Annotated in this window: 11 protein-coding genes; 4 read left to right on the top strand and 7 right to left on the bottom strand. The window is 69.8% G+C overall.

Translation table 11 applies throughout. From position 1 onward, the window contains the following. Positions 1-283 precede the first annotated feature (283 nt). The 6 genes from ACLBYG_RS30855 to ACLBYG_RS30830 form a co-directional block, all read right to left on the bottom strand. Positions 284-952 carry a class I SAM-dependent methyltransferase gene (locus ACLBYG_RS30855; protein WP_447683988.1) on the bottom strand — a complete coding sequence of 223 codons (669 nt, stop codon included), beginning with the start codon at positions 950-952 and terminating at the stop codon, positions 284-286. A 77-nt stretch (positions 953-1,029) separates the two neighbouring features. Then, on the bottom strand, positions 1,030-2,088 hold the full coding sequence (locus ACLBYG_RS30850; RefSeq protein WP_447683987.1) for a glycosyltransferase: 1,059 nt from the start codon (positions 2,086-2,088) through the stop codon (positions 1,030-1,032). Beyond that, positions 2,085-3,032, bottom strand: coding sequence for a glycosyltransferase family 2 protein (locus tag ACLBYG_RS30845; RefSeq protein ID WP_091683395.1), 948 nt, complete (start codon positions 3,030-3,032; stop codon positions 2,085-2,087). The genes ACLBYG_RS30850 and ACLBYG_RS30845 overlap by 4 nt, the downstream gene beginning before the upstream one ends. A gap of 41 nt (positions 3,033-3,073) precedes the next feature. Then, a complete protein-coding gene (locus ACLBYG_RS30840) occupies positions 3,074-4,219 on the bottom strand; it encodes a glycosyltransferase (protein WP_100253636.1) in 1,146 nt (381 codons plus the stop codon). A gap of 22 nt (positions 4,220-4,241) precedes the next feature. Next, positions 4,242-5,126 (bottom strand): glycosyltransferase family 2 protein, encoded by an 885-nt coding sequence (locus tag ACLBYG_RS30835; protein WP_100253637.1) that lies wholly within the window; start codon positions 5,124-5,126, stop codon positions 4,242-4,244. After that, complete coding sequence (locus ACLBYG_RS30830) at positions 5,116-7,167, bottom strand: HAD-IIB family hydrolase (protein ID WP_447683986.1); 2,052 nt, start codon at positions 7,165-7,167, stop codon at positions 5,116-5,118. Before ACLBYG_RS30830 ends, ACLBYG_RS30835 begins: the two co-directional genes overlap by 11 nt. Positions 7,168-7,260: 93 nt before the next feature. On the opposite strand from ACLBYG_RS30830, the gene ACLBYG_RS30825 reads away from it, so the two are divergent. After that, on the top strand, positions 7,261-8,301 hold the full coding sequence (locus ACLBYG_RS30825) for a glycosyltransferase family 4 protein (RefSeq protein ID WP_100253654.1): 1,041 nt from the start codon (positions 7,261-7,263) through the stop codon (positions 8,299-8,301). Continuing rightward, a complete protein-coding gene (locus tag ACLBYG_RS30820; protein ID WP_100253639.1) occupies positions 8,301-9,485 on the top strand; it encodes a glycosyltransferase family 4 protein in 1,185 nt (394 codons plus the stop codon). Before ACLBYG_RS30825 ends, ACLBYG_RS30820 begins: the two co-directional genes overlap by 1 nt. A 37-nt stretch (positions 9,486-9,522) precedes the next feature. On the opposite strand, the gene ACLBYG_RS30815 is transcribed toward ACLBYG_RS30820, so the two are convergent. Then, the gene (locus ACLBYG_RS30815) at positions 9,523-10,506 is read right to left on the bottom strand and encodes a hypothetical protein (protein ID WP_447683985.1); all 984 of its coding nucleotides are present in this window, start codon (positions 10,504-10,506) and stop codon (positions 9,523-9,525) included. 93 nt (positions 10,507-10,599) lie between these two features. On the opposite strand from ACLBYG_RS30815, the gene ACLBYG_RS30810 reads away from it, so the two are divergent. Both ACLBYG_RS30810 and ACLBYG_RS30805 read left to right on the top strand, forming a co-directional pair. Continuing rightward, positions 10,600-11,244, top strand: coding sequence for a hypothetical protein (locus ACLBYG_RS30810; protein ID WP_100253640.1), 645 nt, complete (start codon positions 10,600-10,602; stop codon positions 11,242-11,244). A 4-nt stretch (positions 11,245-11,248) separates the two neighbouring features. Then, a complete protein-coding gene (locus ACLBYG_RS30805) occupies positions 11,249-11,893 on the top strand; it encodes a hypothetical protein (protein WP_447683984.1) in 645 nt (214 codons plus the stop codon). Positions 11,894-12,336 lie beyond the last annotated feature (443 nt).

Genomic DNA, 12,336 nt, shown 5'->3' with positions numbered 1-12,336 from the left:
GCCAGTCTGAACAAAAATGCGAACACCTATGTCATTGAGGTGGCGAGATAATTTTTAAGGCCCGGCGGCAACCCGGCACGTCACTTTCAGAGTGAGATCTCACCAAGCCGAAACGCTTCCCCCGAAACCGGACGTTCCGCAATGCGCCCAATCCTGACGAAGAGGTCGTGCCGCCGACATCTCGAAAGCAGACATCAACTCTGGCTGGTTTCTCTGCCACCAAGTGGAGGGCGGCCTACCGCGGACGGAGACGCCGGCCTGCAGGCACAGCACTTGATTGGCCCTAGTTCGGCTTGGTGAACTTGCACTTGCCCCGCAGTGACCACGGTCCCCGCACCCCAGCCTTGGCGCAGAACGCATCGACCGCCCGGGTCACACCCGGAAAGCGGCCGCCCAGGCGGTCGTAATCGTCGGCGATCAGGAGGCCTCCAGGTCGCAGGATGGGCCACCAGGCGCGCAGGTCCGCCGCGACGGACGCCTCCTCGTGCCCGGCATCGAGATGAATGACGTCGGCGGTCACGCCGCGCAGATGCAGAAGTTCCGCGGCATTCATCGAGTCGAGCGGTAACGGCACGATGTGGTCCGTCATGCCTTCGCGTACCACATTGGCCAGGAAGGTTCGGTAGAGGCTGGGATAGCCATGTTCGGTGGCGAGTTCCACGAAGAGCGCCGCGTCCGACCAATGATCGACCGCCCCGAGCCACGTATCGACCGCGATCACGGTGCCGTCGACGTCGTGCTCGGCCATGGTCCGCGCGAGAAACAAGGTGCTGGCCCCTTTCCAGGTGCCGATCTCGATGACCACGCGGGGCCGCATCTCGATCACCGCCTCCTCGAGGTAGGGGTGAATGCTGCGCCAGCCCTGAAGGTCGGCGGCGCGCAGGTCCGACGGGGGATCCGCGAATGGGTCGCGGCCGTGCCACAGGGCGGCGATCAGGTCCTGTCGGGTCATGTCTCGGCTCTGGTTTTTGAACGTGTGGGGACGGCGCAGGATGAGCGGACGTCCGGAGGAGCGGGGGGTTACGGGGGTTACGCGCTGGCGCGGGCCTGCGCGTAGAGCGCCTCGCAGCGGTCGAGCCAGCGCGCGCGGGTGAACAGGCTCAGGACGCGCCCGTGCGGGACGCGCCGCGGGATCGCGAGCGCCGCGCCGATGGCGCGGGCAAGAGCCGCCGCGTCCCCCGGCACGGCGAGGGCTCCGGCGTCGCCGACGACCTCCGGTACGGCGCCCCGGGCGAACCCGGCGACCGGCAGGCCGCAGGCCATCGCCTCGATCGCCGCCAGCCCGAACGGCTCGTCCCAGCACGGGGTGGTCAGGAAGACGGAGGCGCGGCCGACCTCCGCCGCCAGAGCCGCCCCGCTGAGCTGGCCGTCGTAGCGGATCGATCCGCCGAGCAATGGCGCGACCTGCGCCGCCCAGTAAGCGGGCTCCTCGATCGGGCCGAACAGGGTCAGCGGCAGCCCGGCTCGGCGCGCCGCTGTGATCGCGTGGTGCGCGCCCTTGTCGGGGGTGATCCGTGCGCACCAGACCGCGCTGCCGTCGCCGTCCGGACGGTAAGGCCAGGCGGCAGGATCGATGCCGTTGTGGAGCACCGAGGCCTCCGGGGGCGCCCCGTCCGGCCACCACGCGTCGAGATGCAACCGGGACGTCGCGGTGATCCGGTGTCCCGGGGCGGGGCTCGCCTGCACGAACCAGCGCAGGGCGTCGTAGGGCGGCACGTGCAGCGACGTGACGGTCGGCGTCGCGGCGGTACGCCGCTTCTCCAGGGGCAATCGGCTCAAGCTGTTGTTGTGAAGTACATCGAAGCCCCCGGCGGCGATGCGGTCGCAGGCGGCGGCATAGCCATCGTCGAGATGAGCCTTCAGGCCCGCATCGCCCCGGTGCTCCAGGCCGGCATGGCTCTGCTCGTAATGGACCGGGATCACAGGCTTCAGGGCGAAGCGCGCGTCGCTGTCACCTGAGGCGAACAGGGCGACGCTATGGCCCCGGGCGGCGAGACCCTCGGCGAGGGTCCAAATGTAGGCTTCGAGGCCGCCCGCGAAGGGCGGGGCGATCGGGTGGCGCAGATGGGCGAGGAGGGCGATCCTCATACCATCACCGGCACCAGCGCGGACGCATCCGCCCGGGTCTCGGCGTCCTGCCTAGCCTCGATGGCCCGGATCACCGAAGCGGAGTTGGTGTAGGGCTGGTGGCCCTGCTGGCCGGTCAGCGCGAGATCGGTCGCGTCGGGCCGGCGCAGGATGCGGATCGGCCGGTCCGGCGTGTCGTCGATCAGGCCCATCACCTTGAAGGCGTAGAGCCAGTGGCCCATGGTGCGGTAGCCCCACTTGGCCTCGAACAATTCGGCGTTGCGCACCACGCTGTCGAGGTGATGGACCGGCGGCATGTGGTGCGGGTGGTACTGGTGATAGGCGCGCGCGCCCTTCATCCAGGCGATCGGGATCCCGCTCTGGTCGAGGATCTTGCCGAAGTCGGTGTCCTCGCCGCCGTAGCCGGTGTAGCGCTCGTCGAAGCCGCCGGTCGCCAGGAAGGTCGCCCGCCGGATCGCGAAGTTGAGCGACCAGAAGCAGCGGTAATCGTGGCAGATCTCGAGGCCGGAGGCCGGGGGGCCGCGGCGGTCGGAATGCCGCTCCGCCACGGCATCGAGACCGTCATAGTCCCAGGCCCCCAGCGTGGCGTGCTCGGGCAGGTGCAGCACCTCGCCCATCAGCAGCCCGTCGAGCGCGTCGAGCCCCCGCGCGTAATCGGCGATGAGGTCGGGGGCCGGGATGCAATCAACGTCGAGGAAGGCCACGGCATCACCGGATGCCGCCGCCACGCCGCAGTTGCGCGCGGCCGCCAGCGGCAGCTCACGGCCCGGAACGAGGATCTGGCGCACGGGGAAGCCGACCACGGGCAGGTCGTAGGGCGTGTCCTGCATCACCGCGACGATGAACTCGGCGGGGGCTTGCGTCTGGCGCTCGAGGCCAAGGAGCACGTTGCGCAGATGGGCCGGCCGGCCCTTCGCGAGGGTCACGACGGAAACGGTGGACATGCGGGGGGCGAGCTCCGGTCGACGCGGGGGAAGGGAGGCGTTCATTCGGCCGCGATGTCCTGAAGCGGGCTGGGTTTGACCCCGGCGGGTCCAAGGTCCCAGAGCGCGTCGGTCAGCTCTTCGAGCCAGCCGGCGGCGCGGGCGGCGGCTTCGGGGGCATAGAGGCCGCGCAGGGCGGTCCCATCCAGGGCGCGGGCTCGGGCGAGGAGCTCGCGCCAACCCTGGAGATCGCCGGGCCAGATGGGGGCTTGCACGGCGGCCCCGAGGCGGACCAGCGCCTCGGCCTTGCGGGTCTGCTCGGCGAAGTAGCGCCATTCCGGCATGACGATCAGGCGACCGCCGACGCGGGCGACCTCATGGACCGTGTTGTCGCCCGCCGAGGCAATCACGATGTCGGCGGCGGCGAGGTAGTCCGTCACAGACGGCACCCAGCCAAGTTCGCGCAGATTGGAGAAATCGGTCTCGTGGCCCTCGCGATGGGTCGGCCCGAGCGTAAGCCACAGAGCATCGGGTTCGGCGCGGGCTGCGACCGTGAGCGGCGCGTAGGGCGTGCCGCTGCCGCCGCCGCCGGTCACCGCCACGACGATCTCGCGCTGAGGGTCGAGGCCAAGCTTGGCGCGGGCCTCCGCGCGCTCCGGCACCCGGTCGATGCTGGTGCACAGGCCGCCACTATAGAAGGTCTTGGCGCGCAGGTGCGCCGGGTACTCGTCTTGCTCCAAGCGCTCATCGAAGGGGGCGAGCATCCCGACGCAGGCCTCGTAGGCACCGACATGGCCGATATCGGAACGGTCGCCGTGCATGCGGATCTGCACCGCCGGCACGCTGGCGATACGCGCGAGCAGCGCGATCTCCGCCGAAACATCAACCACGAACAGGCCGATTCCGCGCTCGTCTAGATGGTCGAGAATAGCCCGCATGGTCCGGCGCATCGCGTCGAGACCCAGGGGGACGCAGTGCATCACCTGGGGCGTCGGCTCGGCGTAGAGGCGCGGCGTCGGCACGGCAGCGCCGATCATGTTGGGCAGCGCCACGATCTCGATGTCGCGGCCGAAGCCGTCGAACAGGTGCGGATCGGCGGTCAGCACCGAGACGGCCCGGTCACGGGCAAACTCGGCGGCTACAGCCATCGTGCGGTTGGCATGGCCGCGGCCCTGGTGATGAACGAAGAACGCGATCGGCTTCTTCATGGCGGTGGGGTCGGGCTCGATCTCAAGAGAACAGGGCGTCGGGCCGCAGGGCCGCGGCGATCTCGGGTCCGGTCGGCAGGCGGATCAGGCGGATCGCAGGGGCGTCGGCATCCCAGTCGATCAGCCCGGCCTCGCGGAACTGGCCCAGCCAGTAGGTCATGCACCAGCGTCCATGTCGTGCCCGGAAGCGCGTCGCGTTGGCGAGGATCGGCGCGAAATGCTGCAGCGGCGGGACGTGGACCGGGTGGTGTTGGTGATAGGCGCGGGCGCCCGCGACCCAGAAAGTTGGCAGCCCGGAGGCGGCGAGCCGGGCGGCGAGGTCCGTCTCCTCACCGCCGTAGCCCACGAAGGCCTCGTCCATGCCGCCGGCCGCGTGCCAAGCCGCAGCAGGCAGCGCGAAGGACAGGCCCCAGAGCTGGCCCGCATCGGGCTCCGGCCGCAGACCGGTTTCGGGCAGAGCAGGCCGGGCGGGATGGGCACGGCCGAGGCGGTCCAGCACCGTCGGCTCGGAGCCATCGGTGCCCGCCCCCGGCGGAAGATAGAGGACCTCGCCTAGGAACAGCCCCCGCGCCGTGGCGCCGGCCCGCGCATAGGCGCCCGTCAGAGTCGGCGACGGGATGCAATCCACGTCGAGGAAGACGAGGAGTTCAGCGCACGCTGCCTCGGCGGCCCGGTTGCGCGCGGCGGCCAGCGGCATCGGTTCGCCCAGCACGTGGAGGTGCCGGACCGGGCAACCGGGATCAGGCAGGTCCGGCGCACGCTCCGACTGCATCCAGGCGATGACGAGTTCGCGCGGGGGCAGCGTCTGGCGAGCGAGACCCTGCATCAGGTTGCGCAGGCGGTCGGTCCGTCCGCGGACCAGAGTCAGGACGCTGGGTGCCGGCTCCCCCCCGTGCTCACCCGACATCGGCGAGCATCCGGCGGAAGTGCGAGACCCCTTCGATGATGCCCCGGGCGTGGGTCCGGCGGGACACGTAGGAGTGCTTCAGGGCGTCATGACTCGCGAGGTCGTCTGAATAGTTCGCCACGATGATCGCCTGCACCCGGGCGCCCAGCATCTCGATGTCGTTGCCGGAATCGCCGGCCACGAACACGGCGTGCTCCGGGAGGTCGTACAGGGCCCGGACGTGGTCGACGGCGGTACCTTTCGAGGCCGCCTCGGGCAGGACGTCGAGATACCGTCCATGACTGTGGATCACGCGCGCGGCAATACCGGCCTCTGCCAGACGCGCGCGGACGCGCTGTTCGGCCGCGGTATCACCGAAATAGCTCAGCTTCAGGACCCGCTGCTCCAGTGGACCCTGGGGGCTCAGCCCGTCAAGCCCGTCGAGCGCCACTTGCACGGCGAGCCGATCCCAGCCGGGCGCGATGATCCGGCGCCACGCGGCGTCCCCCGTGTAGGTCACGCCGTTGCCGTCGAGGTGGTAGATTTCGGACCCCACCGAGGTGATCATCACCTGCGGCCGTGGACTGTCCTGCTGCTCCAGCACGGCCATCGCGCTGTGGAAGGACCGGCCGGTTGCGACGCCGAAGGCCAGCCCCGCCTGCCGGCTGCGCCACCGGCGAAAGATCCCCATGGCCGCATCGCAGCCGACCAGTGTGTTGTCGATGTCGCAGACGAGCAGTTGCCGGGGTGTTTGGGTGGACGGCTCCGCGGCCAGCAGCGCGCGCAGCAGGACGTGATAGCGGGCGGCGTGCCGGTCCCAGTCATAGGCCGCAGCCGCCCGGGCGCCGCCAGCCACGCAGCGTGCGTAGAGGGCCGGATCGCCCAGGATCCGCAGGCACGCTTCCGCGATCGCCCCGTGGGCGCGTGGATCGACCAAGAGCCCGTTGCCGCAGGTCTCGACGATGTCGTTGGGGCCGCCGCTGTCGGTGGCGACCAGCGGCAGGCCAGCGGCAGAGGCCTCAAGCAGCGTCAGGCCGAAGGGCTCGTTAAGAGCCGGGTTGACGAACAGGCCGCCCCGGGCCCGAGCATGAGCGTAGATCGCCGGCACGTCCTCCGGACGGTGCGTCTTCGGGTAGGCGACGCGCCCGTAGAGGTCGTAGCGATCGATCAGGACCAGGAGGTCGCGCATGGTTGCGGCCATGTCGCCGTCGAGGGTGTCGATGTCGTCGCGGGTCCCTGCGACGATCACGAGATTGGCGCGGGCCTGGAGCGCAGGGCTCTCGCCGTAGGCACGCACCAGCGCCGCAAGATTCTTGCGCGCCACCGGCCGGGCGAGCGCCAGGATCGCTGGCTTGTCCGGATCGTTCAGGAAGCGGTCGATCGCGGCGTCGACCCAGGGATGCGGCTTGGCCGCGGCGAAGCGCGCGAGGTCGCTTCCTGGCGGTAGGACGCGGACGCGCCCGGGATCGTAGGCCGCATAGCCGGCGTACTGCACCTCGGCCTCGTCCCGCGAGGAGGCGATCACGAGCTGGGCCCGTGCCAGCGCCTCCTCCTCGGCGGCGATTCGGCGGACGAGATCTGGCTGGATGGGGACCGCGCCCAGCATCATCGCCTTCACGCGTCCGAGGGAATGGGCCGTGAACACGAAGGGGATGCCAAGGCGATCCTCCACCAGGGCCGCCACCGTCGCCGCGTCCGCGTAATGCGCGTGAATGAGATCCGGCGGCCGATCCTGGGCGGTGATCCAGGTGATGAGATTTTCGGCGAAGGACGCGACCTCGGCGTGCATCGCCTCCTTGACGCGGTAATCCGGGGACGCGCTCGCGAGCCGCACGAGCGTGACCTTGTCGGCGATCGGCTCTTCGGGCACGGCGTAGGCGGCGCCGAGGGAGCCGCGAAACAGACGGGTCACTACCACGATCCGAGTGAGATCGCGGTCCTGCACCGAGGCCGAAACCAGATCGAGCAAGTAGCGGATATGGCCGCCGGTGTCGGCGGTGAGTCCGTAGACGACGCCGTCGCCGCGCAGGCAGCCCTGCAGGGCGATATGCAGGACGAACATCAGGCGTACGCTGCGGCTCTCGAGCGGCTCTGTGCGCTTAACTTATGTAAAGCGATCGCCGCGCCCCGGCTTAACATATGTAAAGAGGTTGCTGTGCTTCGCGTCGCGCAGGTCGCTCCAAACATTTTTCCCGTTCCCCCAGACCATCACGGCGGCACCGAGCGGGTTGTGCACGATCTCGGCACGGCGCTACGAAGCTTGGGCGTGGAACTAACATTGTTTGCTTCTTCGGACAGTGCGACAGACTTGCCGCGCGTCGGCGACTACCCGAGCCTTGCGGCTCTGGAACGGCAATACGGGCGCGTCGCACCCGGGGTACCGGCCGCCCTGGACGCCCTGCAGCTGGAGGCCCTTCGCCGGCGGCTGGATGCGTTCGACATCATTCATTGCCATGGCGAATTCGCGCATGCGGCTCTCTTGGGCACGCGTCGCCGGCACAGCCTGACCACCATCCACTGGCGAGTGGACGAACTCGATCGGGCCTTGTTCTTCCGGGGCTTCCCAGACCTGCCGGTGGCAGCGATCTCGGCCGCACAGGCGGCCGGCATCCCAGCCACGAACCAGGCGGGCATCGTCCATCACGGGATCGATCGGGCGCGCTACCCCTTCCGCGCAGCGCCGGACGAACATGTCGCCTTCGTCGGCCGCATGACCGACCAGAAGCGGCCCGACGTGGCGATCCGCATCGCCCGCGCCGCCGGTCTGCCGATCCAGCTCGGCGGTACGATCGATGTCGGCAACCCGGACTATTTCGATCAGCGGGTGCGGCCCCTCCTCGGTACCGATGCGACCTATCTCGGGCCCGTCGACGATGCCCGCAAGGGCGAGCTCCTGGGGGGCGCCCAGGCCCTCCTCTTTCCGATCGACTGGCCCGAGCCCTTCGGCCTCGTGATGATCGAGGCGATGGCCTGCGGGACACCGGTGGTCGCCTGGAACCGGGGCTCGGTTCCCGAGATCGTCGAGGACGGGGTCACGGGCTTCATCGTCTCCACCGAGGCCGAGGCGGTCGCAGCCCTCGCCCGCATCGGGCAGCTTGACCGCGCAACAGTCCGCCGCCGATTCGAGGAACGGTTCACCGCCGAGCGCATGGCGCGGGATTACCTGGCCCTCTACCAGCGCCTGCTCGCCGCCTGATGCGCACAGCCCTTTTGACCTGGGATTACCCGCCATCCCCTAGCGGCCTGTCGACCGCGGCCCGGGAGATCGCCGAGAGCCTCGCGGAGGCAGGCGCGGAGGTGACGGTCTTTACCTTCGACCGGACCGGACATGAACGGACGAGCGGCGTCGCGGTTTCGGGCCTCGCCCTGGCGCCCGGAAGCCCCTTGGCGCGCCTGCGCCTCTGGGGCTCGGCCGGTCATCTCGCCGCCCCGCTCGCCTTCCGGCTCGCCGTCCTCGCCGCCCACGACGAGGCGCCGTTCGACGTCGTCGAGGCGACGAACTGGTACGCGCCGGCCGCGTTGTTGGCCGGCCGTCGAGACCTGCCGCTGGTGACCCGCAGCTCGACGCCGGCCGCCTTCACACGCGACCCTGCCGGCAGCTTGCGGAACCGCCTCGATGGCTGGATGGCCGACGGCCTGGAGCGCCGACAGGCCGGCGGAAGCGCCGGGCTTATCGCCAACACCGCGGCGCACGGGGCGGTGATCGCTCGGGTCTACGGGCTGACCGGACGGCAGCCCGAAGCGGTGATCGGTCTCAGCCTTCCCCCCGAAGTCGACGCTGCCGCTCGCGGCGCCGCCTATCCCCAGGCGGCGGAACCGGTCCGCCTGCTCTTCGTCGGGCGGGCGGAGGCGCGAAAAGGTTTCGGCGCCCTCCTCGGCGCGGCCGCGATCCTCGGTGCCGAGCATGCGCAGGGTGCGCTGCCCGCCTTTCGGCTCGACCTCGTTGGGGTCCCGCCAGACGATCTTCCGGCCGATCTACCCGAGGTTGCGCGGCGGCACATACAGGCTAGGGGTCGGATCGACGGCCGATCGCTGTCAGAGGCCTATGCCGAGGCCCATGCGGTGCTCGCGCCCTCGCGCTACGAGAGCTTCGGACTCGTTTATCAGGAGGCGCTCGCCTACGGCCGACCGGTCGTGGCCTGCGCCGAGGATGCGAACGCCCGCGCCTTCGTCGGAGCGCCCGGCGCCGGTCCCTTGGCCTCGGCCGCGACCGGACCGGCCCTCGCTGATGCCCTGCGTCCGCTCCTCACCGATCCGGACCTGCGCCGCGCCTACCGCGCCCGCGCCCTGTCGGCGGCCGGGCGCTTCAGCCGGGCGAGCCTCGGGCGCGAGACCCTGGCGCTCTACGAACGGGCGATCGCGGCGGCGCGCGGCGGCTGATCGTGTAGCCGCCGCGGATCCGGCCTGCTCCGACCCGTTAGTCTGCGTAGCGACGCAGCAGCGCGGCCTCCTCCTCCAGACGTCCGCGACCGGGATCGAGCGCCTCGTAGCGTCGCGAACGTGCCCGCACATGGGCCGAACTGAGGCGGTGCTCGATACAACCGTGCAGAGCGATGAGACTCCCCGGCCAGCCGCCGTCGAGAACAGGGCGCTCGTGGACGCGACCGGCGTACAGCAGACTGGTGCGGTTCAGTCGATACTGGACATCCGGGAAGACGTCCGAGAGGACACCGTCGACCCGGTTCGCCCGGGCGAGGCCAACGGAGACAACGCCTTCCGCCTCTGCGAGGGCCGCCAAGGGGGGCAGCAAGCGACCGGTCGCCGGCTCGAGCGTCTCGTCGGCGTCGAGTTGCAGCATCCAGCTGTGGCGGGCGAAGCCCTGGAGGGTATTGCGCTGCGCGGCGAAATCCCCGTTCAGGGGGCGGGCGGCCACGCGCACCGCCCCCGCGGCGAAGCCCGCGACCATGACCGACTCCGCCGCCAGCGCCGGCCCGTCGATCAGGATCACGACGTCGTCCGTCCAGTCAGCCTGCACCGGCAGCGAGGCCAGGACCGCGTCCCGGTCCGCCGGACGGCAGATGAGGCCAAGGGACACCGGGCGTCCGTCGGCGGCTTCAAGGGCGAACAGCTCAGCTTCGGCCGCCCGGGTACCGTGGGGGTGCCGGAGTTCCGCGCGGCCGGCCTCGTCGCGGGGACTGGCGCCGAGCCGCCAACGGGTCGCAGCGCTACGCAGGGTGTAGAGGTCGAGGCCGTAGGGCGCTTCCCGGTCCGGCACGAAGACCGGACCGGCGAGGCTTCGAGCCAGATGCGCGCGGCACGCCTCCGCATCCCCATTCTCCACGAGCAGGATCCCGCAGGCGTTGCAGGCGAGCGGGAAGGCGCGGCGCTCACCATCCGGATAGGACAAGGTCCGGTCACTCGGCCCGATCGTGGTGGCCGCACAGACGAAACACCGCCGCATGATCCCCTCTCCCGCGCCCGCCATCCGGCAGGAGAGGCCTGGATGCGTCCGGCCCGCGCCTTACCTTCGCGGTTTCCATAACCCCTGCCGCACGTGCTCCCAGACGTCGACCCCCTCTCCGCCGGACGCGCCGGCCTGCCCGCCGACGGGTCCCTCGCCATCGTGGGCAACGCGCCCGGGACGGGTGCGTGGGAAGCCGCGATCGATGCGCCGGACAGCGTAGTCCGCTTCAACAACGCGCCCGGTTTCGGTGCCGAAGCCGGCCACCGCATCACGCATCTCGCACTGGTCAACCGCGGTGGCCAGACGCGTGAATGGCTGGCGGACCGGAACTTCCTCAAGCGTCCGGTGGTCCGCGCCGCGCAGGCCTTCATCCTGCCCTTCCCGATGCTGCCGGCGGAGCAAAACGTCCCTGAGCCGATCTGCTGGACCCGCGAGCTTCTAGCGCTGCTGCAACCGTTGGGCTGCCCGGTTCTCCTCCTGCCCGAGACGCTCCACCAGCAGGCTAACACCCTACTCGGCCCCCACACGGTGGGACACCCGAACCCGAGCACCGGCTTCCTCGTGACGCTCGCGCTGCTACTCGGCCGCCCGGCGAGTGCCAGACCGGTGCAGGCCTTTGGCTTCGGGTTCGACGGCTGGCCCGGTCATCCCTGGGCGGCCGAGCGCGCATGGTTCGCCGAGGCCGAGGCGGCCGGACGCATCCGTGTGCATCCGCCATCTCCGACCGAGCGATGATATCATGACCACCCTGATCACCGTCCTGAAGGGCGGCGGGCGCTACGACGCGACCTGGGTCGCCCGCCTCGCGGCCGGCATCCGCCGCCATGCCCCGGCTTTCGAGCGGATCCTCTGCCTCACGGACCTGCCGGTGGTCGTCCAGGGCGTGGAGACGATCCCCCTCCGGCACGCTTGGCCCGCCTGGTGGGCGAAGATGGAGGCGTTCCGGCCCGGTCTCAGCACGGGTCCGACCCTCCTGTGCGACCTTGATACGGTGCTGACCGGCCCGGCCGATGCCCTGGCCGAGCCCGGCTTCGCCGCGATGGAGGACTATTTCCACGCGGGGCGCCTCTCCAGCGCGCTGCTGCGCTGGTCCGGGGACGAGCTTGCATCGCTTTATACGACCTTCGCGGCCGACCCCGACCGCTGGATGAGTCCGGGGTCCTGCGGTCCGGTGCCCAACGCGGTGCATGGCGATCAAGTCGTCATCGACTACCTGCTGCGCCGGAGCGGCCGGCAACCACATTTCATCCAGCGCCTCCATCCCGGCCTGCTCGATTTCTATGATCCTCGGCGCGACTCTCATGGTCCGGTCGTGATTTTCATCGGAGCGGCGAAGCCGGATACGGCGACTGGGGCCGTACATGCTGCGTGGACGCGTAGCTAATGGAGGACTTTCGACGCAGGCTCGGCTGACGCCATCTGAAGCGTTATTGTGATCAAGCCGGCCGAAGGAAATGCGACCTATCTGAACAGTAGCTTCGAAGCTACCTTTTGCCTACGGGCTACGTTCCTGCATGACCCTGCGCGTGTCAGTGGGCCGCCGTCGAGTAGGAAGGAGAATGTCCGCATTTCGGGCGGCATTCCGAAGCGGAATGGCAGGTTTCGGCCAAGATCGGCCGACGCTGACCGCCCGCATGAACGTCTCAGATGGGTCGAAAGCAGGAAGGCTGCTTCCGAGCCGACACTTCTGAATGTGGAAATCGCGAATCCGAGACAAGTCAGGGTCGCAAAAGTCGTTGAGATACGTCGATCACGCAGCTCGACAATGGAGCGTGATCGGCTACGCCAGCCACCATGTCACCAGCAAACACGAACCGCGCGACCGGC

This window comes from Methylobacterium sp. D53M (genome assembly GCF_053345625.1).
The sequence above is the reverse complement of the archived record's forward strand: the minus strand, read 5'-3'. Positions and strand labels throughout refer to the sequence as shown.